This window comes from Micromonospora sp. NPDC048842 (assembly GCF_040649935.1).
Lineage (GTDB): Bacteria > Actinomycetota > Actinomycetes > Mycobacteriales > Micromonosporaceae > Micromonospora > Micromonospora hortensis.
The window spans coordinates 1-23987 of record NZ_JBEZGK010000024.1 but is presented as its reverse complement, the minus strand read 5'-3'; the positions used below and the strand labels follow the sequence as shown (position 1 = coordinate 23987).

26 protein-coding genes are annotated in these 23987 nt (G+C 71.6%); 19 read left to right on the top strand and 7 right to left on the bottom strand.

What is annotated here, in order from left to right; genetic code table 11:
• Positions 1-182: 182 nt before the first annotated feature.
• Together AB0C19_RS26710 and AB0C19_RS26705 are read right to left on the bottom strand one after the other, a co-directional pair.
• Entirely contained in the window at positions 183-893 is a 711-nt protein-coding gene (locus AB0C19_RS26710) for a 5-formyltetrahydrofolate cyclo-ligase (RefSeq protein WP_357189704.1), read from the bottom strand.
• 10 nt (positions 894-903) lie between these two features.
• Positions 904-2097: a helix-turn-helix transcriptional regulator gene (locus AB0C19_RS26705; protein ID WP_357189702.1), complete on the bottom strand. Its 1194-nt coding sequence runs from the start codon at positions 2095-2097 to the stop codon at positions 904-906.
• 218 nt (positions 2098-2315) lie between these two features.
• Between AB0C19_RS26705 and AB0C19_RS26700 the strand changes: the two genes are divergently transcribed.
• The 8 genes from AB0C19_RS26700 (at position 2316) to argH (ending at position 10312) form a co-directional block, all read left to right on the top strand.
• Entirely contained in the window at positions 2316-2639 is a 324-nt protein-coding gene (locus AB0C19_RS26700; RefSeq protein WP_357189700.1) for a hypothetical protein, read from the top strand.
• 123 nt (positions 2640-2762) lie between these two features.
• Entirely contained in the window at positions 2763-3764 is a 1002-nt protein-coding gene (argC, locus tag AB0C19_RS26695) for an N-acetyl-gamma-glutamyl-phosphate reductase (protein ID WP_357189698.1), read from the top strand.
• Positions 3761-4933: a bifunctional glutamate N-acetyltransferase/amino-acid acetyltransferase ArgJ gene (gene argJ / locus AB0C19_RS26690; RefSeq protein WP_357189696.1), complete on the top strand. Its 1173-nt coding sequence runs from the start codon at positions 3761-3763 to the stop codon at positions 4931-4933. The genes argC and argJ overlap by 4 nt, the downstream gene beginning before the upstream one ends.
• A 173-nt stretch (positions 4934-5106) precedes the next feature.
• Positions 5107-6012, top strand: coding sequence for an acetylglutamate kinase (gene argB, locus AB0C19_RS26685; protein WP_091402003.1), 906 nt, complete (start codon positions 5107-5109; stop codon positions 6010-6012).
• Positions 6009-7238, top strand: a complete 1230-nt coding sequence (locus AB0C19_RS26680; RefSeq protein WP_357189694.1) for an acetylornithine transaminase — start codon at positions 6009-6011, stop codon at positions 7236-7238. Before argB ends, AB0C19_RS26680 begins: the two co-directional genes overlap by 4 nt.
• Positions 7235-8203, top strand: a complete 969-nt coding sequence (gene argF, locus AB0C19_RS26675; protein ID WP_357189692.1) for an ornithine carbamoyltransferase — start codon at positions 7235-7237, stop codon at positions 8201-8203. The genes AB0C19_RS26680 and argF overlap by 4 nt, the downstream gene beginning before the upstream one ends.
• Positions 8200-8715, top strand: coding sequence for an arginine repressor (locus tag AB0C19_RS26670; protein ID WP_350855532.1), 516 nt, complete (start codon positions 8200-8202; stop codon positions 8713-8715). Before argF ends, AB0C19_RS26670 begins: the two co-directional genes overlap by 4 nt.
• A gap of 133 nt (positions 8716-8848) precedes the next feature.
• Positions 8849-10312, top strand: a complete 1464-nt coding sequence (gene argH / locus AB0C19_RS26665) for an argininosuccinate lyase (RefSeq protein ID WP_112668626.1) — start codon at positions 8849-8851, stop codon at positions 10310-10312.
• Positions 10313-10355: 43 nt separating this feature from the next.
• Here argH and AB0C19_RS26660 read toward each other — a convergent pair whose 3' ends face one another.
• The 3 genes from AB0C19_RS26660 to AB0C19_RS26650 all read right to left on the bottom strand — a co-directional run bounded on the left by AB0C19_RS26660 (position 10356) and on the right by AB0C19_RS26650 (position 11786).
• Positions 10356-10709 (bottom strand): MmcQ/YjbR family DNA-binding protein, encoded by a 354-nt coding sequence (locus AB0C19_RS26660; RefSeq protein ID WP_357189689.1) that lies wholly within the window; start codon positions 10707-10709, stop codon positions 10356-10358.
• A gap of 108 nt (positions 10710-10817) precedes the next feature.
• A complete protein-coding gene (locus tag AB0C19_RS26655; protein WP_357189687.1) occupies positions 10818-11243 on the bottom strand; it encodes a DNA-binding protein in 426 nt (141 codons plus the stop codon).
• An 87-nt stretch (positions 11244-11330) separates the two neighbouring features.
• Complete coding sequence (locus AB0C19_RS26650; protein WP_357189685.1) at positions 11331-11786, bottom strand: hypothetical protein; 456 nt, start codon at positions 11784-11786, stop codon at positions 11331-11333.
• A gap of 184 nt (positions 11787-11970) precedes the next feature.
• On the opposite strand from AB0C19_RS26650, the gene AB0C19_RS26645 reads away from it, so the two are divergent.
• From AB0C19_RS26645 to AB0C19_RS26625, 5 genes are all read left to right on the top strand, one after another.
• A complete protein-coding gene (locus AB0C19_RS26645; RefSeq protein WP_357189683.1) occupies positions 11971-12609 on the top strand; it encodes a DNA-3-methyladenine glycosylase in 639 nt (212 codons plus the stop codon).
• 88 nt (positions 12610-12697) lie between these two features.
• Positions 12698-13783 carry an exo-alpha-sialidase gene (locus tag AB0C19_RS26640; RefSeq protein ID WP_357189682.1) on the top strand — a complete coding sequence of 362 codons (1086 nt, stop codon included), beginning with the start codon at positions 12698-12700 and terminating at the stop codon, positions 13781-13783.
• 2 nt (positions 13784-13785) lie between these two features.
• Positions 13786-14061, top strand: a complete 276-nt coding sequence (locus AB0C19_RS26635; protein ID WP_357189680.1) for a ubiquitin-like small modifier protein 1 — start codon at positions 13786-13788, stop codon at positions 14059-14061.
• 161 nt (positions 14062-14222) lie between these two features.
• Positions 14223-15365, top strand: coding sequence for an LLM class flavin-dependent oxidoreductase (locus AB0C19_RS26630; RefSeq protein ID WP_357189678.1), 1143 nt, complete (start codon positions 14223-14225; stop codon positions 15363-15365).
• Positions 15362-16000, top strand: a complete 639-nt coding sequence (locus AB0C19_RS26625) for an FMN reductase (RefSeq protein WP_357189676.1) — start codon at positions 15362-15364, stop codon at positions 15998-16000. Before AB0C19_RS26630 ends, AB0C19_RS26625 begins: the two co-directional genes overlap by 4 nt.
• Here the strand turns inward: AB0C19_RS26625 and AB0C19_RS26620 are convergent.
• Complete coding sequence (locus tag AB0C19_RS26620) at positions 15993-16865, bottom strand: universal stress protein (protein WP_357189674.1); 873 nt, start codon at positions 16863-16865, stop codon at positions 15993-15995. The two genes, AB0C19_RS26625 and AB0C19_RS26620, sit on opposite strands and share 8 nt — an antisense overlap.
• 126 nt (positions 16866-16991) lie before the next feature.
• Here AB0C19_RS26620 and AB0C19_RS26615 point away from each other — a divergent pair, with 126 nt between their 5' ends.
• From AB0C19_RS26615 to AB0C19_RS26595, 5 genes are all read left to right on the top strand, one after another.
• Positions 16992-17492 (top strand): helix-turn-helix domain-containing protein, encoded by a 501-nt coding sequence (locus AB0C19_RS26615; RefSeq protein ID WP_357189672.1) that lies wholly within the window; start codon positions 16992-16994, stop codon positions 17490-17492.
• A 48-nt stretch (positions 17493-17540) separates the two neighbouring features.
• Entirely contained in the window at positions 17541-19016 is a 1476-nt protein-coding gene (locus tag AB0C19_RS26610) for a serine hydrolase domain-containing protein (RefSeq protein WP_357189670.1), read from the top strand.
• Positions 19017-19046: 30 nt separating this feature from the next.
• On the top strand, positions 19047-19547 hold the full coding sequence (locus AB0C19_RS26605; RefSeq protein ID WP_357189668.1) for a GNAT family N-acetyltransferase: 501 nt from the start codon (positions 19047-19049) through the stop codon (positions 19545-19547).
• Between the two features lie 9 nt (positions 19548-19556).
• Complete coding sequence (locus AB0C19_RS26600) at positions 19557-20198, top strand: hypothetical protein (RefSeq protein WP_357189666.1); 642 nt, start codon at positions 19557-19559, stop codon at positions 20196-20198.
• A 202-nt stretch (positions 20199-20400) separates the two neighbouring features.
• Positions 20401-21738 carry a hemolysin family protein gene (locus tag AB0C19_RS26595; protein ID WP_357189664.1) on the top strand — a complete coding sequence of 446 codons (1338 nt, stop codon included), beginning with the start codon at positions 20401-20403 and terminating at the stop codon, positions 21736-21738.
• A gap of 22 nt (positions 21739-21760) precedes the next feature.
• On the opposite strand, the gene AB0C19_RS26590 is transcribed toward AB0C19_RS26595, so the two are convergent.
• A complete protein-coding gene (locus AB0C19_RS26590) occupies positions 21761-22150 on the bottom strand; it encodes a PaaI family thioesterase (RefSeq protein ID WP_354945736.1) in 390 nt (129 codons plus the stop codon).
• 100 nt (positions 22151-22250) lie between these two features.
• Here AB0C19_RS26590 and tyrS point away from each other — a divergent pair, with 100 nt between their 5' ends.
• Complete coding sequence (tyrS, locus tag AB0C19_RS26585) at positions 22251-23543, top strand: tyrosine--tRNA ligase (RefSeq protein ID WP_357189796.1); 1293 nt, start codon at positions 22251-22253, stop codon at positions 23541-23543.
• Positions 23544-23987 lie beyond the last annotated feature (444 nt).

The following is a 23987-nucleotide window of genomic DNA, read 5'->3' as shown; positions in this document are numbered from 1 at the left end:
GAGCGGGCCGGTCCTCGACGGGCAGAGGTGGTAGCGCGAGCACGTCGTTCGCGTCGCTCATCCAGGGGCGGCGCCGGAATTGTTCTCACCGGGACCTCTCCGCTCCGGCGGCGATGGTGACCCGACCACGCCAGCAAACACCACGGTGACGGCGGCCTTCTGATGTCCTATGGCGCAAGTGGCTAGGCGCGCAGTACCGGAATGCTGTCGAGCTGATCTTGCCGAAGGTTTGATCTGATGATGCCGGACGGCCGTCCCCGGTCGGGCCTGCAAGCCACTACCTCATTCGGCGTGATCACGAAGTCGACGCTGAAGTCATGCTCCGCGTCGGGCAGATCATCCTCGATTAGCTGAGTCTGGTGGATCGTGGTGGCGATGGCGGTCTCGGTGGTGACGAGGCCGGCATCAGTGAGGAGGGCGATCTCCAGGTCGGAGTAGCCGGCTCCTTTGCCGACTCGCACGCCGCTTTGGCGGCTGACGGCGACGCTGCCGCAGACGATGAGGTCCACCGGGCGCATCTCGTCGGGTCCCACGGTGGGAGCGACCTGCGGCGCACTGCTACTCGTAGCTGCTATCTCGATTGGTGCGGTGAGGTCGGCGGGGTCGAGTAGATAGAAGGGCTTGGGGGTGGCGAGTTTCGGGACCGCCATGTAGAGCAGCTTGCCTTCCTGCAGGGCTCGTACCCGGACGGGAAGCTGTGCCCGGTCGGGGTTGCATTTGATAACTCGGGCGTTCTTCCATATGTCCAGCTCCGCGAGGTGGGCTGCGGCTTCTTCCTTGCCAACGAAGTTTGGGATGTGACCGTGCACGCCGAGTGGGACGGCACCTTGACGTTCGAGGAGGTCCCATACGTGTTGCCGAACGGCGTGTTTGGCGCGGTCGATGTCGGTCACGTGGGTGCTCCTATGGGCTCATGAGTGTGAGGAGTCGGTCGTTCACGTCCTGGACCGCGGGCTCGTTGCGCCAGGGGCGTAGCTGTCGGGCGGCGGCGAAGGCGAGGTTGAGTCCGCCGCCGGCACGTGTCCGCTCGATGACGTCGATGGCCTGATGCAGGTAGGACGTTGCGGCGTCGACGTCGCGTTGCAGGATGCTGGCGAGGGCGAGATTGCCGAGGATGACGGCGGTGGATTTGCGGCGTGCGGCAATCAGTTGTCGGGCGTCTTCTAACGCCGGCACTGCTTGGTCTGGCTTGTTGAGCGAGAGCCAGCAGGAGCCCGCGAGCCTCGTGTAGTGGCTGGGACAGAAGATGTCGGTGGCTGGATCTCGGGCGTCGACGGCGGCGAAGTGAGCTTCAGCGGTACCGAGAGCGTTGGAGCAGTCCCCGGCCTGACCGAGCATCGCGTGTGCCTCAGCTCGATGCAGTTGGGCGAGGCCGGCGATGACGTGACTGTCGCTGTGGCTGATGGCGGCGGCGCGGGTCGTCAGGACCAGGCCGGCGTTGGGTTGCTTGGTGCCGTAGAGGGCGAGGTAGCTCTTGCGGAGCAACGCGTTGGCCTCGGCGACTGGGTCTCGCGTTTCCTGGGATGCGCTGATCGCTTGATCGAAATAGGCGGCGCTGGCGACGTGGTCGCGCCGTTGCGAGGCGTCCCAGACGAGTTGACCCATCAGCGTCGCGGACTCCGCGACTGCTGCCGCCAGCTCGCGCTGGACCGGCCCGTTGCTGGCGTGCTGGCGAAGGAAGATCGCCTGACCGTGTAGTTGCCCGGCCTCGGCGAGCAGGAGCGTCGAGGGCGTCTGGTCGTAGCGCTCGTCGAGGCGCCGTACGCGTTCCCTCAGGTACGCCACAGCGACCAGGTCGACGCGGCCGGGGTTGCGCAGCACGTAGCCGAGACGCTCGTCGGGCGGTGACGGTGCCTGGCCGACGTCGGCCAGGAGGTCGGCCAGTTCCTCGATCGACAGCTTGAGGGCCGCAGCGAGACGCGGCCGGTGCCAGGGCTGCGGGTCTGTCTCCGCCCGTTCCCACCGCACGATGGTGGAGCGGTCGACGCCGAGGGCTTCGGCGAGGCGTTCCTGGCTCAGCCCGATTGTCTTGCGGCGCTGTGCAAGCCGGTGCCGACGCCTGTCCGCCACGTGCCGCCCGCCTCCCTTGGCCGCCATCCGTCATGGTCCATTCATCCAGCTCAAGCCGTATGACGCAATGGGGATGCGCCAGTTCTGCGCCCTTGCCGCGCTGGGCACCGGCGACCGCCGGGACTTGTGTAGACGCATGGCCGGAACGGGTGAGAGCAGAAGCCGCTGTGCAAGGTGTGGCGCCTACGTGGGCTCCCGCCCGTTCCGCTGCCATTTCAAACCCGACCGACTGAGTGGGGAAAGAAGTGAGCGCCCAGGAGCGAGACCGGCCCCGAGAGCACATCGCGCTGCGCCCAATTTGGCTCTGCCGTGCCTGCGGCCAACCCTGGCCCTGTGGGCGGGCGAAGCTCGCTCTCGTCACCGAGTACGACGGCAACCCGGTCAGCCTGTTCCTCTACCTGGCCAGTCTGCTCCACGACGCCATCGACGACCTACACAAGCTCAACCCGACCACTACCGGGTGCGCCAGTGACATGTTCGATCGATTCCTTGGCTGGCCGGCCCGACACACCCGCTCCTACCGAATGACTGAGACCGGCTCTCCGCGGCCCGGGGAGCCAGAAGCATGATCGCTGGGCTGGGAGCACATTGCCATGCAGTCGATCTACTCATTACCATGCACTACGCTGCATGAACTTGCACTCGTGAGTCGTCCTTGTTAATCTTCGCTGCATAGTCATGCGGAGGTGAGTATGGGGATCCGAGTCGCGGTCGCCGGAGCGAGCGGGTACGCCGGGGGCGAGCTGCTGCGCCTCATCGCCGGGCACCCGGAGTTCGACCTGGTCGCCGCCACCGCGCACAGCCAGGCCGGGCATCGCGTCGACGTGGTGCACCCGCAGCTCACCGGGCTCGACCTGGTGCTCGGCGAGACCGATCCGGCGACCCTTGCCGATGCGGACCTGGTCTTCCTGGCCCTGCCGCACGGCCAGTCGGCGGCTCTCGCGGCCCAGCTTCCGGCCGAGGTGCGAATCGTCGACCTTGGTGCCGACCACCGGCTGGCCGACCCGTACGCCTGGGCGCAGTACTACGGCGGCACGCACGCCGGGCAGTGGACCTACGGCCTGCCCGAGCTGCCCGGTCAGCGGGAGCTGATCGCCGGCTCCACCCGGGTGGCGAACACCGGCTGCTACGCCGCAGCGATCACCCTGGCGCTCGCGCCGCTGATCGCCGACGGCGCGGCCAACCCCGCCGACGTGGTGGTGGTCGCCGCCTCCGGCACCTCCGGCGCCGGCCGGGCGACCAAGCCGCACCTGTTGGCCAGCGAGGTGATGGGCGACCTGTCGCCGTACCGGGTGGGCACCCACCAGCACGTACCGGAGATCAAGCAGGCCACGGGCGCGACCGGCCTGTCGCTCACCCCGGTCCTGGCGCCGATGCCGCGCGGCATCCTGGCCACCGTCACCGCGGTGCCGGCGCGCGGAGTCGACCCGCAGGAGGTGCTGGCGCGGGCGTACGCGGACGCGCCGTTCGTGCACGTGCTGCCGGAGGGCCGTTGGCCGCACACCGCCGCCACCCTGGGCTCCAACTCGTGTCACCTCCAGGCCACCGTCGACGTCGACTCGGGTCGTCTGATCGTGCTGAGCGCGTTGGACAACCTGGGCAAGGGCGCGGCCGGTCAGGCCGTCCAGAACGCCAACCTGATGCTCGGGCTGCCGGAGACGACGGGCCTGTCGATCTGGGGAGTCACCCCTTGAGCGTCACCACCCCTCGGGGGTTCCGGGCGGCCGGTGTGGCCGCCGGCCTCAAGGCCAGCGGCGGCGCGGACGTCGCCCTGGTGGTCAACGACGGTCCGGACGCCGGCGTGGCCGGTGTCTTCACCACCAACCGGGTCAAGGCCGCGCCGGTGCTCTGGAGCCAGCAGGTCGTGCAGGGCGGTGTGGTCCGCGCCGTGGTGCTCAACTCCGGTGGCGCCAACGCCTGCACCGGCCCGGCCGGTTTCCAGGACACGCACGCCACCGCCGAGCACACCGCCGCCGTGTTGACCTCGGTCAGCCCACGGTTGATCCTCGGTGCCGGTGAGGTCGCGGTCTGCTCGACCGGCCTGATCGGTGAGCGGTTGCCGATGCCGAAGCTGCTGCCGGGCGTCCGATCGGCGATCCGTGGGCTGTCCCGCGACGGTGGCCCGGCCGCCGCCGAGGCGATCATGACCACGGACACCCGGCCGAAGACCACTGTGGCCCGGGGGAGCGGCTGGACTGTCGGCGGCATGGCCAAGGGCGCGGGGATGCTCGCGCCCGGGATGGCCACCATGCTCTGCGTGTTGACAACCGACGCGGTGGCCGGGCCGGCGACGCTGGACGAGGCGTTGCGCGCGGCCACCAGGGTCACCTTCGACCGGGTCGACTCCGACGGCTGCATGTCCACCAACGACACGGTGCTGCTGCTGGCCAGCGGCGCGAGCGGCATCGAGCCGACGCCGGCCGAGCTGGCCGCCGCCGTCACCGCGGCCTGTCACGACCTGGCCCAGCAGTTGGTGGCCGACGCCGAGGGCGCCACCAAGCAGATCGCCATCGACGTGGTCGGCGCGGCGGACGAGGACGAGGCGGTCGAGGTCGGCCGTACGGTGGCCCGCAACAACCTGGTCAAGACGGCTTTGTTCGGCAACGACCCGAACTGGGGTCGGATCCTCGCCGCCGTCGGCACCACCGCCGCCGCGTTCGAGCCGGACGAGGTGGACGTGGCGGTCAACGGGGTATGGGTGTGCCGGGGCGGCGCCGCCGCCGAGGACCGCTCGAAGGTCGACCTGACCGGGCGGGACGTGACCATCCGGATCGACCTGCACGCGGGTACGTCGGCCGCCACGATCTGGACCAACGACCTGTCCCACGCGTACGTGCACGAGAACTCGGCGTACTCGACGTGAGCGCGAGGAACGCAGCGCAGCGGAGTCCCGCAGTCGCGAACGAAAGGCCGGCGACGTGAGCGCGAGGAACGCAGCGCAGCGGAGTCCCGCAGTCGCGAACGAAAGGCCAGCGACGTGAGCGTGAGGAACGCAGCGCAGCGGAGTCCCGCAGTCGCGAACGAAAGGCCAGCACTGTGAGTCTCAGCAGCGATTTGGCTCGCGCCCAGGTCAAGGCGGAGACGTTGATCGAGGCGCTGCCCTGGTTGGCACGCTTCACCGGCTCGACCGTCGTGGTCAAGTACGGCGGCAACGCGATGACCGATCCGGAGTTGCAGCGGGCGTTCGCCGCCGACATGGTCTTCCTGCGTTACGCCGGCCTGAAGCCCGTGGTGGTGCACGGTGGTGGTCCGCAGATCTCCGCCATGCTGGGTCGCCTCGGCATCGCCAGCGAGTTCCGGGGCGGTCTGCGGGTGACCACCGCCGAGGCGATGGACGTGGTCCGGATGGTGCTGGTCGGTCAGGTGGGCCGGGAGCTGGTGGGTCTGATCAACTCGCACGGTCCGTACGCCGTCGGCCTCTCCGGCGAGGACGCCCGGCTGTTCACAGCGGTGCGGCGTCCGGCGTACGTGGACGGGGTGCCGGTCGACGTGGGCCAGGTCGGCGACGTCGAGTCGGTCGACGTGTCAGCGGTGACCGACCTGATCGAGGCCGGTCGGATTCCGGTGATCTCCACTGTGGCACCGGACGTGGAGGGTGTGCTGCACAACCTCAACGCGGACACCGCCGCCGCGGCGCTGGCCATCGCGTTGCGGGCCCGCAAGCTGGTCGTGCTCACCGACGTGGCCGGCCTGTACGCGGACTGGCCGGACACCACCAGCCTGGTCTCCGAGATCGCCGCGGACGACCTGGCCAAGCTGCTGCCCAGCCTGGAGTCGGGGATGGTGCCGAAGATGGAGGCCTGCCTGCGAGCGGTGCGTGGTGGAGTGCCAGCCGCGCACGTCGTCGACGGCCGGGTGGCGCACTCCACGTTGCTTGAGGTGTTCACCTCGGAAGGGTTCGGAACGATGGTAGTGCCGGGAGACGGGACGGACGCGACATGAGCACGTTGGCGCAGCGGTGGAAGCAGTCCATGATGGACAACTACGGCACGCCGCCGATGGCGTTGGTCTCCGGTCACGGTGCCGTCGTGGTCGACGACGCCGGCCGGGAATACCTGGACCTGGTGGGTGGCATCGCTGTCAACGCCCTCGGTCACGCCCACCCGGCGGTGGTGGCGGCGGTGTCGAAGCAGGTCGCGACCCTTGGGCACGTCTCCAATCTCTATGTGGCCGAGCCGCCGGTCGCCCTCGCCGAGCTGCTGTTGGCGCTCGCCGGCCGACCGGGCCGGGTGTTCTTCGCCAACTCGGGCGCGGAGGCGAACGAGGCGGCGTTCAAGCTCTCCCGGCGCACCGGCCGCACCCAGGTGGTGGCCACCAGGGGTGGCTTCCACGGCCGCACCATGGGTGCCCTCGCGCTCACCGGCCAACCGGCCAAGGCCGACCCGTTCCGACCGCTGCCCGGCGAGGTGACCCACGTCGACTACGGCGATGTCGCCGCCCTCGACGCGGCTGTCTCCGAGGCCACCGCCATGGTGATCCTGGAACCGATCCAGGGTGAGAACGGCGTCCTCGTTCCGCCGGCCGGCTACCTCGCCGCGGCCCGGCGGATCACCGCCCGGCACGGCGCGCTGCTGGTCCTCGACGAGGTGCAGACCGGCATCGGGCGCACCGGGCACTGGTTCGCGCACCAGGCCGAGGGTGTGGAGCCGGACGTGGTCACCCTGGCCAAGGGGTTGGGTGGCGGGCTGCCCATCGGCGCGACGCTGGCCTTCGGCCCCGCCGCGGACCTGCTCACCCCCGGCTCGCACGGCACCACGTTCGGCGGCAACCCGGTCAGTTGCGCGGCGGCGCTCGCCGTGGTGGCGACCATCGCCAACGAGGGCCTGCTCGACAACGTCAAGCGGGTCGGTGAGCGGCTGCGTCGCGGCATCGAGGCGCTGGGCCACCCGCTGATCGGTGAGGTACGCGGCGCCGGTCTGCTGCTCGGCGTGGCGCTCACCGCGCCGGTGTCGTCGGTGCTGGCCGAGGCCCTGCGGGAAGCCGGATTCCTGGTCAATCCGGTGCAGCCGGGTGTGATCCGGCTGGCCCCGCCGCTGATCCTCACCGCCGCCCAGGCGGACACCTTCCTGGCGGCGCTGCCCGCCGCACTGGACGTGACCGCCCCGGCCGCCGCCGGTGCGCAGACCACGCCAGCCACAGTGACCACCACGACGGGAACGACTCGATGACCCGGCACTTCCTGCGCGACGACGACCTCTCGCCGGCCGAACAGTCAGCGGTCCTCGACCTGGCGGCGCGGATGAAGGCGGACCGGTTCGGCCACCGGCCGCTGGTCGGCCCCCGCTCGGTGGCGGTGCTCTTCGACAAGCAGAGCCTGCGGACCAGGATCTCGTTCGACGCCGGCATCGCCGAGCTGGGCGGGCACCCCCTCGTCGTGGACACGCAGGTCACCCACTTCGGTCGCGGAGAGTCGCTCGCCGACGCGGGGCGGGTGCTGTCCCGCTACGTCGCGGCGATCGTGCTGCGGACCCACGGTGACGAGCGGATCGCCGAGGTGGCGGCGGGCGCGACGGTGCCGGTGGTCAACGCGCTCACCGACGGTTTTCACCCGTGCCAGCTGCTGGCCGACCTGCTCACCATCCGGGAGCGGTGCGGTGGCACGGCCGGACGGACCCTGGCGTACGTGGGGGACGGCGCGAACAACATGGCGCAGTCGTACCTGCTGGCCGGGGCGACCGCCGGGATGCACGTGCGGATCGCCGGCCCGGCCGGGTTCGCGCCGGACGCGGCCGTTGTGGAACGGGCCGCCCAGATCGCCGCGGAGACCGGCGGGTCGGTGCGGGTGCTGACCGACCCGGCCCAGGCGGTACGCGACGCCGACGTGTTGGCCACCGACACCTGGACGTCGATGGGGCAGGAGTCCGACGGGTTGGACCGGATCACCCCGTTCCTGCCGTACCAGGTCAACAAGGAACTGCTCGGTCAGGCCGCACCGGACGCGATAGTGCTGCACTGCCTGCCCGCACACCGTGGTGAGGAGATCACCGACGAGGTGCTCGACGGCGCGCAGAGCGCGGTCTTCGACCAGGCGGAGAACCGGCTGCACGTGCAGAAGGCGCTGCTGACGTTCCTGCTGGGAACCGCGACGGGAGGCCCCGCGACCGGCGATGCCGCCACCGGAGGGCCGCGATGACCGCGCCGCTGACTCGCGCGGCCCGGCACGCCCGGATCGTGGAGCTGATCCGCGACCGGTCGATCCGGTCGCAGACCGAGCTGGCCGACCTGCTCGCCGCCGACGGGGTCGGCGTCACCCAGGCCACCCTCTCGCGGGACCTGGAGGAGCTGGGCGCGGTCAAGGTGCGCGGCGGCGACGGTCCGGCCGTCTACCTGATCCCCGAGGACGGGCAGCGACCGTTGCGCGACGCCGAGGCCGCGCCGGCCCGGCTGGTACGGCTGCTGCGCGAGCTGCTCAACGGGGTCGACTCCAGCGGCAACATCGCCGTGCTGCGGACACCGCCGGGCGCAGCCCAGTACCTGGCCAGCGCGTTGGACAGGGCGGGCCTGCCCGAGATCGTCGGCACCATCGCCGGGGACGACACCATCCTCGTCGTGGCCCGTGAGGCCGTCGGCGGGGCCGCGCTCGGAGACAAGCTCGCCGGCTGGGCCCGCCGGGACGACACCGCTGAAGGGAACACCACGTCATGACCGAGCGGATCGTGCTCGCGTACTCCGGCGGGCCGGTTGGGCGGTGACGGACAGTGACACGTGTGAGCGCGAAGACCGAGCAGGCGCGACGAGCGGGCCCCGCAGTCGCGAGCGAGAGGCAACCAACGCAATGATGGGCGACGTGGACGACAAGAGCCTGACCGAGAACAGCGCCGCCACCAACCGGACGAGCCTCTGGGGTGGCCGGTTCGCGGGCGGCCCCGCCGAGGCGCTCGCCCGACTGTCGGTGAGCGTGCAGTTCGACTGGCGCCTGGCCCCGTACGACATCGCCGGTTCCCGGGCGCACGCCCGGGTCCTGGCCGGCGCCGGCCTGCTCGATCCGGAGGAACTGGGCCGGATGCTGGCCGCGCTGGACGACCTGGAGGCCGCGTGCGCCTCCGGAACGTTCCGCCCCACCATCGACGACGAGGACGTGCACACCGCGCTGGAGCGCGGCCTGCTGGAGCGTCTCGGCAGCCTCGGTGGCAAGCTGCGCGCCGGCCGGTCCCGCAACGACCAGGTCGCCACCGACCTGCGGCTCTACCTGCGCGACCACGCCCGGGGCGTGGCCAGCCGCCTGGTCGAGTTGGCGGAGGCGCTGGTCGAGCAGGCCGAGCGGCACATCGACACCGCCGCGCCGGGTATGACCCACCTCCAGCACGCCCAGCCGGTCACCTTCGGGCACTGGCTGCTCGCCCACGTGCAGCCGCTGTTGCGCGACCTTGAGCGGCTGCGCGACTGGGACCACCGGGCGGCGATCAGCCCGCTCGGCGCGGGCGCACTGGCCGGTTCCGGGCTCCCACTTGACCCGGTGGCGGTGGCCAAGGAGCTGGGCTTCCGTACGTCGTTCGCCAACTCCATGGACGCCGTCGCCGACCGGGACTTCGTCGCCGAGTTCCTCTTCACCACCGCCCTGATCGGGGTGCACCTGTCCCGGCTCGGCGAGGAGGTGGTGCTCTGGACCTCGCACGAGTTCGGCTGGGTGGAGCTGGACGACTCCTTCGCCACCGGCTCGTCGATCATGCCGCAGAAGAAGAACGCGGACATCGCCGAGCTGGCCCGGGGCAAGTCCGGGCGTCTGGTCGGTGGTCTGATGACAGTGCTCACCATGCTCAAGGGCCTGCCGATGACCTACGACCGGGACATGCAGGAGGACAAGGAGCCGGCCTTCGACGCGGTCGACACCCTGGAACTGCTGCTTCCGGCCCTGGCGGGAATGATCTCCACGATGACGGTGCGGGTGGACCGCCTCGTCGCCGCCGCCCCGGTCGGCTTCTCCCTCGCCACCGAGGTCGCCGACTGGCTGGTCCGACGCAACGTGCCGTTCCGCGACGCGCACGAGATCACCGGCCAGCTGGTGGCGCTCTGCGCGGCTCGGGAGTGCGAGCTCAACGACGTCTCCGACGAGGACCTGGCCGCGATCAGCGGGCACCTCGACCCGTCGGTGCGCGACGTGCTCTCGGTCCGTTCGGCTCTCGCCGCCCGGACGACGCCCGGTTCCACCGGCCCCGGCCCGGTCGCCGACCAGCTCGCCGATGCGGCGGACCGGCTGGCCAGCTGGCGGGAGTGGGCTTCCGAGCGGGTCGTTCCCCGCTGAGCTGTGCCGTGGCGTCGGCGCTGGCCGCCGGCGCCGCGGCGGTTCAGGCCGTCGGGCGCTCCCGCTTGGGGAGCTTGGCCACCACCATGTCGTACGACGAGTCGACCGCCTCGGTCAGCTCCTCGTCGTCGATCCCGCCGTCCAGGCGCAGCGTGTTCCACCCGGACCGGCCGATGTAGGGCATCACGCTGGCGTCGCCGGGGTGGCGGTGCAGCCACTCGTCGGCCACCTCCCGGGTCGCCCCGCACTTGATGCCGACCGTCGGCTTGCCGCTGTCGCTGCCGAGGAACGCGAAGATCCGGCCGCCCACCTTCACCACCTCGTCGCCCTCCCACGGCTGGTCCAGCCACGCTCCCGGCTTGGCCAGGCAGTACGCCAGCATCTCCGCGCGCTCCATGGGTGCCTCCTCGTCGTGCGCACAGTGTGCCCGCCCGGACGCCGTCGCAAGCGCGGCGTGCCGATCCGCCCGGCCCGCTCGCGCTCGCACACGGGCGAGCGCTTGTCGTCAGGGGGTCTGCTCGGCCGAGCGGGCGGCAACCCGCTCGTAGCGCTGCCGGGCCGCCTGCGCGCTGCCCAACCCCAGCCCGTACGCGATCGCCTGCCAGGTCAGCCCCCGGTCGCGGGCCAGCGTCAGCAGGCCGGCCTCGAGGGCGTCCAACTCGGCGCGGACGTGGGGCAGCAGGGTCAGCGCGGCGGTCAGGTCGGCGGCGTCGATCGGCTCCTCCGCGGGTTCGTGCTCGGCCCCGCCGGCGGCCAGCGCGGTGACCAGGGCTACCGCCTCCCACGGGTCGAGCACGTACGGGTGGGCCCACCGGCCCCGCCGCGTGTCGGTGCCGGCGTGCCGCTCGCTGATCCGCTGTAACGCCTCGTGGGTGCGGTGGGCGCGGGCCCGGCCCGGGTCCGGCGCGGTGAAGATGTCCTCGGTCGTCATACCCCGAGCACACCGTATGAACGTCTGATTGTCAACAGATTGTTTAAGCCTGGCGGCACGGGCGATGCCGTGCCGCCAGGCGATCTCTCAGAGCGCCAGGTTGAACTTGCGCTCGTCGAAGATGGGCGTGCAGTACGGGTCACAGGGGCTCGCGGTCACCACACCGAACGCGACGCCCGCTGCGAACGGACGCTCGACCGGAACCACCGCGATCCGCACCTGCTGGGTGCCCTCCGCGCAGGTGACCCTCCGAACCGTCGTGCCCGCGCGCATCGTCTGGCCGACCGCCTGCGCGACCTTGACCGTGACGTCGAACTCGAGGGCCTTCGAGCAGGTGACGGTGACCGGCACGATCGCCGCCGCGCCGTTCGCCTCGATCTTGCCCGTTGCGCCGACCGCGATCGTGGGCAGCGCCGCGTTGTCGGCCTGCGCCGCGGCCCGCAGCGGGACGCTCGCGCTGGCCGACGGGGTGAAGGCCAGTGTCGCGGCTGCCGCGACCAGGCCGGTGGCGATCAGTGGTCGTCGGATGCTTCGTACGGTCATGGTGACTTCCTCCCGTGATGTCGTCGCTCCCTGCGACGACATCGGGAACACTCCCGAGCCGACGGTCCGGTTTCACTGTTCGGCCGGCTGTCCGATGTGCGACGGGAGTCTTGTTCGGTCCGGCGCTTGGTGGTCGGTGCGCCCGGCCGGATGCCGGGGAACCGGGATGGGTACCGTCGGAGACATGGCCCTGTCGTCCGGTGATCGCGGCACCGACGCCGACCTGGCGGTGCTGGCGGACCTGCTCGCCGGTGCACTGCTGCCGGCGGCGCGCGGGCTGCTGGGCTGCCGGCTGTACGCCGGCGGGGTCACCGTCCGGATCACCGAGGTCGAGGCGTACGCGGGAAGTGGCGGCGATCCCGCCTCGCACGCCCACCGGGGCCGCACCCCGCGCAACGCCGTGATGTTCGGCCCCGCCGGGTACGCCTACGTCTACTTCACCTACGGCATGCACTGGTGCATGAACGTGGTCACCGGGGCCGAGGGAGAGGCCTCCGCCGTGCTGCTGCGCGCCGGCGAGGTGGTCGACGGGCTGACCACGGCACGGGAGCGCCGGCCGGCCATCCGGCGGGACGTGGACCTGGCCCGCGGGCCCGCACGGCTCTGTTCCGCGCTCGGCATCGACCGCGAGGCGTACGGGGCGTACCTGCTCGGCGACGGCCCGGTCCGCCTGCGCCCTCCGGCCCGGCCGGTGCCGCCGGAGACGGTGGTGGCGGGTCCCCGGGTCGGCGTGACCGGCGCCCACGATCTGCCCTGGCGGTTCTGGCTGGACGCCGACCCCACGGTCAGCGCCTACCGCCGGCACGTGCCGCGCCTGCGCTGAGCGCGCCGTCCGGCGTGTGGTCGGCGGACTCTGTCGGGGGGTGTGGCCATAATCACCGGACCTGCTCACCGACGGTTCGGAGGACGTCATGGCAACACTGCTCGCGATCGGCACGGCCAAGGGGTTGTTCCTCGCCACCAGCACCGACGACCGGCGCAGTTGGGAGATCACCGGTCCGCACTTCCCGATGACCGGTGTCTACGCGGTCGCTGTCGACACCCGTCGTTCCACCCCACGGCTGCTCGCCGGCATGACCAGCTCACACTTCGGCCCCAGCGTCGCCACCAGCGACGACCTCGGCGCTTCCTGGGACGAGCCCGACGAGGCGCCTGTCGCGTTTCCGGCCGACACCGGCGTCTCCCTCGGGCGGGTCTGGCAGCTGATGCCGGCCGGCCCTGACGAGCCGGACGTCATCTGGGCCGGCACCGAGCCCTCGGCACTGTTCAAGTCCACCGACGGTGGCCGCAGCTTCGAGCTGGTCCGTTCCCTCTGGGACCACCCGCACCGCCCGCAGTGGGAGGCCGGTTTCGGTGGTCAGGCCGTGCACACCGTGCTGCCCCACCCGCGTGACCCGGCTCGGCTGCTGGTCGCCATGTCCACCGGTGGGGTCTACCGCTCGGAGGACGCCGGGGCGAGCTGGGCACCGGGCAACACCGGCATCCGCGCCTACTTCATGCCCGACGAGTGGCCGGAGTTCGGCCAGTGCGTGCACAAGGTCGCCCGGGACGCCGGCAACCCCGAGCGGCTGTACGCGCAGAACCATCACGGCGTCTACCGCTCCGACGACGACGGCCGCACCTGGACCTCGATCGCCGAGGGGCTGCCCAGCGACTTCGGCTTCCCGATGGTGGCCCACCCGGGGCGCGGCGGCGTGGTGTGGACGTTCCCGTTGGTGGCCGACGGCGAGCGGTTCCCGACCGACCACCGCTGCCGGGTGTTCCGCTCCGCCGACGCCGGCGGCAAGTGGGAGCCGCTGTCGGTCGGGCTGCCTGAGGGCCCGTTCTATCCGGCGGTGTTGCGCGACGCGATGTGCGCCGACGGCGCCACCCCCGGTGGGGTCTACTTCGGCACCCGCTCCGGCTCGGTCTTCGCCAGCCGCGACGAGGGCGACTCCTGGTCGACTGTCGCGGCGCACCTGCCCGACGTGCTCTGTGTTCGCGCAGCGGAGGTCTGAGCGTGGTCACCGTGTTGCTGCCCGGCCCGCTGCGTGGCGAGGCCGGCGGCGCGAGTCGGCTGAGCGTCACCGCCACCGGGACGCTACGGGCGGTCCTCGACGAGATGGCCGTCGCGCACCCCCGGCTGGCCCGGCGCATCCGTGACGAGCGCGGCGAGCTGCGCCGTTACGTCAACGTCTTCGTCGACGGGGAAGACTGCCGCCACGCCGGCGGTCTGGCCACGCCGGTCAAGGACGGCGCGGAGGTGCAGGTGCTCCCCTCGGTGGCGGGCGGCTGACCGGGCCGACAGAGGGGGGATTCCCGACCCGGTGTCCGGTTATATGCGTGATCGGCGCCACTGTGGGGCGTCCCGCCGTCGGAATAGTTGCGTCGTCAAATAAGTTGAGAGCTGCGTCCGGGTACCACGACGGCACCCGGTTGACACGCGAGGAGCTGGTCATGCAGTTCGGAATCTTCACCGTCGGTGACGTCACTGTCGATCCGACCACCGGTCGGGAGCCGACCGAGCATGAGCGGATCAAGGCGATGGTCGCGATCGCGTTGAAGGCCGAGGAGGTCGGTCTGGACGTCTTCGCCACCGGCGAGCACCACAACCCGCCCTTCGTGCCGTCGTCACCGACCACCATGCTCGGCTACATCGCGGCGCGCACCGAGCGCCTGCTGCTGTCCACCGCCACCACGCTGATCACCACAAACGACCCGGTGAAGATCGCCGAGGACTACGCGATGCTCCAGCACCTGTCCGACGGCCGGGTGGACCTGATGATGGGCCGCGGCAACACCGGCCCGGTCTACCCGTGGTTCGGCAAGGACATCCGCGCCGGCATCCCCCTGGCCATCGAGAACTACGACCTGCTGCACCGGCTGTGGCGCGAGGACGTGGTCGACTGGAAGGGCAAGTACCGCACCCCGTTGCAGTCGTTCACCTCGACGCCGCGCCCGCTCGACGGCGTGCCCCCGTTCGTCTGGCACGGCTCGATCCGCAGCCCGGAGATCGCCGAGCAGGCCGCGTACTACGGCGACGGCTTCTTCGCCAACCACATCTTCTGGCCCAAGGAGCACACCCAGCGGATGGTCGCGCTCTACCGCCAGCGGTACGCGCACTACGGCCACGGCTCCGCCGACCAGGCCATCGTCGGCCTCGGCGGGCAGGTGTTCATGCGGCGCAACTCGCAGGACGCGGTCCGGGAGTTCCGGCCCTACTTCGACAACGCCCCGGTCTACGGGCACGGGCCGTCGCTGGAGGAGTTCACCCGGGAGACCCCGCTGACCGTGGGCAGCCCGCAGCAGGTCATCGACCGCACGCTCGGTTTCCGTGAGTACGTCGGTGACTACCAGCGGCAGCTGTTCCTGATGGACCACGCCGGGCTGCCGTTGAAGACCGTGCTGGAGCAGCTCGACCTGCTCGGCGAGGAGGTCGTGCCGGTGCTGCGCAAGGAGTTCGCCGCGCTGCGTCCGGCGCACGTGCCGGCGGCGCCGACGCACGCCTCGCTGGTCGCCGCCGCGGGCGGTGCCAAGGACAGCACCGTGCACGCCGTCGACGACGTCACGGGCAAGGCGCCGGAGGGGGCGACCCGATGACCCGCCGCACCCTGGCCGTCGTCTCGGCGGGGCTGAGCCAGCCCTCGTCGACCCGGCTGCTCGCCGACCAGCTCGTCGCGGCCACCCGCGACGAGTTGGTCCGGCGCGGCTCCGAAGTGGAGCTGCACGTCGTCGACCTGCGCGAGTACGCCCACGACGTGGTGAACAACATGCTCACCGGGTTCGCGCCGGCGGCGCTGCGCGAGGTCATCGACACGGTGACCGGGGCGGACGGGCTCATCGCCGTCACCCCGATCTTCAGCGCCTCGTACAACGGGCTGTTCAAGTCCTTCTTCGACGTGCTGGATTCCGAGTCGCTGGTCGACCGGCCGGTGCTGATCGGCGCGACCGGCGGCACCGCCCGGCACTCGTTGGCACTGGAGCACGCCGTCCGCCCGATGTTCGCCTACCTTCGGTCGGTGGTCGTCCCGACAGCGGTCTTCGCCGCCCCGGAGGACTGGTCCGACGGCACCGCCGATGGCGCGTTGCGCGCTCGGATCCGGCGTGCCGCGGGGGAGTTGACCGACCAGATCGAGCGCCGACCACCGGCCACCGGGCCGGCCGACCCGTTCGCCCTCACCACCGACTTCCTGCAGATGCTCGGCCGAGGCGACGGCGGCGCGCCGGTCAGCTGACCGGGTGAGCGACCAGCACCGGGCAGTGCGCGTGCTGGATCGCCGCCTGACCGACCGATCCGAGCAGCAGACCGGCGAACCCGGCCCGGCCCCGGGTGCCCACGACCAGCAGCGACGCAGTGCCGCTGGCCTCGATGAGCCCCTGGGCCGCGCCGGCTGCCCGGACCGGATGTTCCCGCACCACCAGGTCGGGGTGGTCGGCGCGCACCACGGCGGAGGCGTCGGCCAGGAGTCGCACCGCCTCCGCCTGGTACGCGGCCTGCGTCTCCTCGATCTCCTCCGGCACCGTCCGGTCCCCGTCCGGAGGACCGACGTGCACCAGCACCAGCGGCACGTCCCGCAGCGCCGCCTCGTCGGCGCCCAGGCCCACGGCGAGCCGGGACGACTCGGACCCGTCCACGCCCACCAGCACCGGGCCGTCCACCGGGATCGGCTGCTCGTCCGGGCGGACCACCAGCACCGGGCAGTGCGCGTGCGCGGCCACCTGCGCGCCGACCGAGCCGAGCAGCAGCCCGGTGAACCCGCCCAGGCCACGGCTGCCCACCACGACCAGCTCCGCCCGGCGGGACTCCTCGATCATGGTGGCCCCCGGGCCGCCGAGGACCTGACGCACCTCGACGTCGAGGCCGGGCCACCGGCCCGTCAGCTCGGCCGCCGTGCGCTCCAACATCTGCTGCGCCTCCTCGGAGGGCGCCGGCACCCCGAGGTCGTACGGGTTGAGCGGCACGCCGTAGCCGGACGTATGCAGGTAGCCGTGCACCAGGAGCAGCGGCCGGGAGCGGAGCACGGCGGCCCGCGCCGCGTGTTCGGCGGCGACAAGGCTGGACGGCGATCCGTCCACGCCCACCACGACAGGTCGGTTCATCTGCGCTCCCTGGGTCGGTCAGGTCATTGTCGACCGCCCCGCGCGCCGGAAGGGCCGGACGCGCCGGTCTCGGCGGCCTGTCGGTTCGCACTTCCACGTAACTACGTATGTGCGTAGTATCGTCGCATGGACACCGTGGAAGATCGACTCGCCGCGCTGGAGGCACAGGTTGCCGCGCTGAGCGAACGGCTCGCCGCCGCGCCACCACCACCCGCGCCCGAGGGCACCTTCTGGGCGCTCGACGGCCTCAAGCAGCGCCTTCCAGCCGACGGGTCGGGCGCGGTGCTCTACACCGGCACCGTCCGCGTCGCCGGCCAGCACTACGACTGGCAGTACGGCCGCACCGTCGACGACCTGCTCGCCGCCGACTGGGAGGAGCTGCCCAGCACCCTCTCCGCGTTGGCTCACCCGGTGCGGCTGCGGCTGCTGCGGGAGATCCTCGGCGGCCGGCAGAGCACCGGCGAGCTGGCCGAGATCGAGGAGTTGGGCACCACCGGCCAACTGCACCACCACCTGCGCCAGATCACCGCCGCCGGTTGGCTGCGCAGCGCCGGCCGAGGCCGGTACGAGGTCCCCGCCGAACGCGTGGTGCCGCTGCTCGCCATCCTCACCGCCGCCGGCCGCTGACCAGACGCGGCTCTGATGCCCATCCGACGACCCCACGGAGGAACCACAATGCGTCGGACGACAGTCACCGTCCTCGTCGTCGCGCTGATCGCCGGCCTGGCCGGGGTCGCGTTGATGCCCCGGGTGCCCCGACTCGGCGGGCAGACCACCGGCGATCGCGACCTGGCCGCTGCCGCACGCTCGGCCACGCCCGACCCGTCGGGGCTCCGCGGGCTCGCCGTCGCCCTGGTCGAGAACGGCCGGATCCGCACCGCCGGACTGGGTGACCGGGACCTCGCCGGTAGATCCGTGGAACCGGGCACCCCGTTCGAGATCGGCTCGGTCACCAAGGCGCTCACCGGCATGCTCCTCGCCGACCAGGTCGCCGCCGGTGTCGTCGGCCCCGACGACCGGCTCGGCGCCACCTGGCCCGAGGTCACCGGCCCCACCCACGACGTCACACTCGCCGAACTCGCCAGCCACCGCGCCGGCCTGCCCCGGCTCGCCCCCGGCTCCCCGCTGGGGTGGGCACGCATCCTCTGGTCCAACGTCTCCGGCGGAAACCCCTACGCCGGGCAGGGCGTCGACGCCATCCGCAGCGCCACCGACCGGGTCAGCACCGACGACGACGAGCGCGGCGAGGTCCACTACTCCAACCTCGGGCCGTCGGTGCTCGGCCACGCGCTCGCCGCGAAGGCCGGCGTCGCGTACCCCGAGCTGCTGCACGACCGGCTGCTACGGCCGCTCGGCATGACGGCCACCGTCGTCGCCACCCGCGACGACGACCTGCCGGCCGATCGCGCCCAGGGCAGCCGGGCCGGCGGCCGACCGCTCGACCCGTGGGCGGGAGCCGGTTACGCGCCGGCCGGCGCCGGCCCCTGGTCGACGGCCGAGGACCTCGGCCTGCTGCTCGCCGCGACCCTCGCCGGCACCGCACCGGGTGCCGACGCCGCCACCGCCCGCTTCCGCGAGGACGACGACACCCACATCGGGTACGGCTGGTTCACCACCCGGCACGGCGATCGCGAGGTGGTCTGGCACAACGGCGCTACCGGCGGGTTCCGGTCCTACGTCGGCCTCGAACGGGCGACCGGCCGGGCGGTGGTGGTGCTCGGCAACACCGACAAGGGCGTCGAGCCGATCGGGCTGCGGCTGCTCGGGGTGCCGCCGAAGGAGGCCGACTCGGCGACGTCGATGGTGCTGCCGTGGATCGGCGCCGGCCTCGCGGTCGTCCTCACCTTCCTCGGCGGCCTCTCCCTGCTCGGCGCCGCCCGCCGTCGCCAACTGGACCAGGTGACGCTGCTGGCGGCGGCGGTCTGGGCGTTCGCCTATCTCGGGCTGGGGCACCGGATGGGGGACTGGTCGATGGTGCCGGCCTGGCTGTGGCCGCTCGGCGCCGGCCTGTCGGCGGCGGGGGTGGCCCTGGCGGCGACCCGGTGGCGCGCCCTGCCGGTGGTCGACGCGCGGGTGCCGTGGCGTCGACTGCTGTCGGTGGCGAGTTCAGTGGGCGCCGCCGTGCTGGCGGTCGTCGCCGTCGCCGGCTGACTCAGCGCCCCCGTTGCGTACCCTCGGCCGATGACCTCCGATCTGCTGCTGCGCCCGGTCCGTGAGGACGACCTCGTCGAGTTCTTCCTGCACCAGCAGGACCCGGAGGCCAACCGGATGGCCGCCTTCGGCCCCAAGGACCCGTCCGACCGTCGGGAGTTCGCCGCACACTGGGCCCGGGTGCTCACCAACCCGGCGAACCTGGTCCGCACCGCCGAGGTCGACGGCGAGGTGGTCGGCTACGTGAGCGCCTGGCCGGCCGAGGGGCAGACCGAGGTCAGCTACTGGATCGACAGGGCGCGCTGGGGTCGGGGCCACGCCACGGCGGCCCTGGCCGCCCTGCTGCGCGAGCTGCCCAGGCCGGTGCACGCCCGCGCCGCCAAGGACAACGCCGCTTCCCTCGCGGTGCTCCGCAAGTGCGGGTTCGTGGTGGTCGGCGAAGACTCGGGGTACGCCAACGGCCGCGGCGAAGACATGGAGGAGTGGCTGCTGGAGCTGCCCGCCGACGGCCCTGACCTGGGCGGGCACTAGTCTCGCGGCGTGAACTGGTTGGATCTCGTCGGCTGGGCCGGCTCCGCGGTGCTGGTCTGGTCGCTGCTGCAGTCGCGCATCCTGCGGTTGCGGGCGCTCAACCTCGTCGGCTGCTTCGTGCTGATCGGCTACAACGCCGCCATCGAGGTCTGGCCCGGCGTCGGGCTCAACGTCGTGCTCGCGGTGATCAACATCTGGTACCTGCGCGGAATGCTCGCCACCCGGCACGACGAGAAGACCTACCAGGTGGTGGAGGTCGGCGTCGGGGACCAGTTCCTCGCGCACACGCTGCGGGTGCACTCCGCCGACATCGCCCGGTTCAACCCCGGCTTCCACTGGGACCCGGCCGCGTCGGGGCGCTCGGCGTTCCTCGTGGTCACGGCCGACGAGGTGGTCGGCGTGGTCCTGTCGCACGCCGAGGCGCCAGGCGTCGCCCAGATCGACCTGGACTACGTGACCCCGAAGTTCCGCGACTTCACCCCGGGCGAGTTCGTCTACCGGCGCAGCCACCTGTTCACCGAAAGGGGCTTCCACCGGGTGGTCAGCCCGCCCCGGATGGTGGCCCCCTACTACCACCGGCTCGGCTTCCGCCGGGACGGCGACTCGTACGTCCTCGACCTGCCGGGTTCACCGGCGCCCCGGTCGGCCTGACTCACCGTCGCTCCAGCCGGCGTTGCGTCACGTCGCCCGATTCGGCCTAGCGTCACCGTCGCCCGATTCGGCGTAGCCTCGCCCAGGCAGGATTCGTCCGGCGCCGGACGGGGCAAAGACACGCCTACGCCGGGCGGGCTCGCCGACCGGCGGGTGCCGCGCGTAGCGGCCGGTGCCACCACCACGAGGGAGCGAACCGGGCGTGCAGAGCTACGGGAGCCAACTGGCCCTGGTCGGAGTCCTGGTCGTGATCAACGCGCTCTTCGCGGGCAGCGAGATGGCTTTGGTGTCGCTGCGAGACAGCCAGATCCAGCGGCTGGAGCGCACCAGCCGGGCCGGGCGGGTGCTGGCCCGGCTCGCCAAGGACCCGAACCGCTTCCTGGCCACCATCCAGATCGGCATCACCCTCGCTGGTTTTCTGGCCTCCGCCGCCGCTGCGGTCTCGCTGGCAAAACCCCTGGTGCCGCTGCTCGGGGTGTTCGGCGGTGCCGCCGAGACGGTGGCGATCGTGGCGGTCACCCTCGCGCTGACCTTCGTCACCCTGGTCTTCGGCGAGCTGGCGCCCAAGCGGATCGCCATGCAGTCCGCCGAGCGCTGGGCGCTGCTGGTGGCCCGCCCGCTCGACCTGCTCGCCAGCATCACCCGGCCGGCCGTCTGGGCGCTCGGCGCCACCAGCGACGTGGTGGTCCGCCTGGTCGGGCTCAACCCCAAACACGAGCCGGAGGAGATCGGCCCGGACGAGCTGCGCGACATCGTCGCCGGCAACCACGGCTTCACCAAGGAGCAGCGCACCATCATCGCGGGTGCCGTGGAGATCGCCGACCGTCGGTTGCGGGCTGTCCTCGTACCCCGGTTGCAGGTCTTCACGCTCGACAGCGGGACCACAGCGGAGGCCGCGCGACTCGTGCTGGCCGCCACCGGGCACTCCCGGGCTCCGGTCGTGCGCCACGGCGGCCTGGACGACACGGCCGGAGTGATCCACCTGCGTGACCTGGTCGGCGTGCCCGACGACCGCCCGGTCGACGAGATCGCCCGACCGCCCATGCTGCTGCCCGACTCGCTACCGGTGGTGGAAGCGCTGCGCCAGTTCAAGGCCGAGCGTCAGCACATCGCGCTCGTCGTGGACGAGCGCGGCGCCGTCGACGGCATCGTGACGCTGGAGGACATCCTGGAGGAGATCGTCGGCGAGATCTACGACGAGACCGACCGGGATGTGCGCTCGGTACGCCGCGACCCCGACGGCGCTCTGCTGCTGCCCGGCACCTTCCCGGTGCACGACCTCCCGGACATCGGCGTGGAGCTGCCGTCGCGCCCAGCTGGTGACTACACCACAGTCGCCGGGCTGGTGCTGGCCCGGCTCGGGCACATCCCCACCGTCGCCGGAGAGGACGTCACGCTGGACGGTTGGGTGCTGGTGGTGGCCGGCATCGACCACCGGGCGATCACCGAGGTACGGGTCAGCCGCGTACCCGACGAAGCCGACGGCGACGCCGACACCGACCAGGCCGCGGAGCCGGTGCTGGACGAGGCGCGTAGCTGACCCGTCCGACGAGTGCCGTCGCTCAGGCGGGCGAGAGGTTCTGTAGCCGGACCTGACCACGGGCCACCAGCCGCTCGTCGGCGTCGGTGATCTCCACCTGCCACAGCTGCTGGCTGCGGCCCCGGTGCACGGGAGTGCCGACCGCCCTCAGCTCGCCGTCCCGGACGGCCCGCAGGAAGTCGGTCTGGTTCGACACCCCGACCACAGTGCCCCGGTCGGCCAGCCAAAGGGAGCCGCCCACGCTGGCCGCGGTCTCCACGACCGAGCAGTACACCCCGCCATGCTGGATGCCGAACGGCTGGTGCAGCTCCGGGCGGACCTGCCAGCTGATGACCACCCGATCGGCGCTGGCCTCCTCGAACGTGAGGCCGAGCAGGGCAACGAAACCGCCCGTCAGATCCGGAATCTCCATGGCAAAGCCCTCCTCGATCAACGGGGCGCAAGCCTAGCCGGGGCGGGTTGCGCCAAACCCGGTACGGGTCGATGCCGGCGATGGGGGAGAATCGGTGACCGTGACCGACAGCAGCCCTCCGCCGCCCGGGCGGGACTCCCTGACCGACGACCTGCTCTGGCGTGGCCTGATACAGGACTCGACAGGCCTCGACGAGCTGCGCGAGCTGCTCGACGGCGGGACGGCCGCCACCTATTACGTGGGCTTCGACCCCACCGCCCCGAGCCTGCACGTCGGCAACCTCATGCAGGTCACCACGGCCCGCCGGCTGCAACTCGCCGGCCACCGCCCGTTGCTGCTGGTCGGCGGGGCGACAGGGCAGATCGGTGATCCGAAGGAGAGCGCCGAGCGGACCCTCAACCCGCCCGAGGTGATCGCCGGCTGGGTCGAGCGCATCCGTGACCAGCTGGCGCCGTTCGTGTCGTACACCGGGGACAACGCGGCCCAGTTGGTCAACAACCTGGACTGGACCGGCGAGATGTCGATCGTCGAGTTCCTCCGCGACGTGGGCAAACACTTCCCGGTGAACAAGATGCTCGCGCGGGAGGTGGTGCGGGCCCGGCTGGAGACCGGCATCAGCTTCACCGAGTTCAGCTACCAGCTGCTTCAGGGCAACGACTTCTTCGAACTGCACCGCCGGCATGGCTGTCAGCTCCAGTTCGGTGGCTCCGACCAGTGGGGCAACATCACCGCCGGCGTCGACTACGTCCGCCGACGCGGCGCGGGGCCGGTGCAGGCGTTCACGACGCCCCTCGTCACCAAGGCCGACGGCACGAAGTTCGGCAAGAGCGAGGGGGGCGCCGTTTGGCTCGACCCCACGATGACCAGCCCGTACGCGTTCTACCAGTTCTGGCTCAACGTCGAGGACCAGGAGGTCGACCGCTACCTGCGGTACTTCAGCTTCCGGACCCGTGACGAGTTGGAGGAGCTGGCGAAGGCGACCGCCGAACGACCGGCTGCCCGGTTGGCGCAGCGGGCGCTCGCCGAGGAGCTGACCACCCTGGTGCACGGTGCCGACGAGACCCGACAGGCGATCGCCGCCAGCCAGGCGCTCTTCGGCCGCGGATCGTTGGACGAGCTGGCGCCGGAGACCCTGCGCGCCGCCCTGACCGAGGCGGGTCTCGTACGCCTCACCGGCGAATTGCCGGATGTGGCGGGTCTGCTGCGGGACTCCGGTCTGGTGAGTGGCCTCAAGGAGGCTCGGCGGGTGATCGCCGAAGGCGGGGCCTACGTCAACAACAACCGGGTGACCGCTGTGGACGCCGAGGTGTCGCCGGCCGATCTGCTGCATGGGCGATACCTGGTGCTGCGCCGGGGGAAGCGTTCGTTCGCGGGCGTTGAGCTGGGCGAATAGCCACCTGTCGACGATGTGACGGGGGACGCGTCCGGCGGATTTGACGATCATCCCGCCGGACGCGTAACTTTCTCTCTGCCAGCGCGGAACGGACGAAACAGGCGAAAGCCGAAAACGGCCGGAGCGCAGGTCAACGGCCTGGGGGTCGGGTGGGCACGCCTACCGGAGCCCCAACCGGGAGGTGCCACCAGAAACGCCGCGAGGCGGATTTGGCGCGGCGAAACCGACCGGGTATGGTTACGAACCGGTAGGGCACCGGGCGGGTCGCGGGAAACTGCGACGGCCGGCCTACCGAATCCATGACGAGAGCGGCGCAAGCCGGTTGCGACATGGTGCCCGCATTATCGGGTGAAGCAATGACGAACCGCGAAATATCGGTTTGACACGGCGGAAACGAGCGGGTAACGTAGTAAAAGTGCCTGGCGCTGAAAGCGCCGGGTGCGA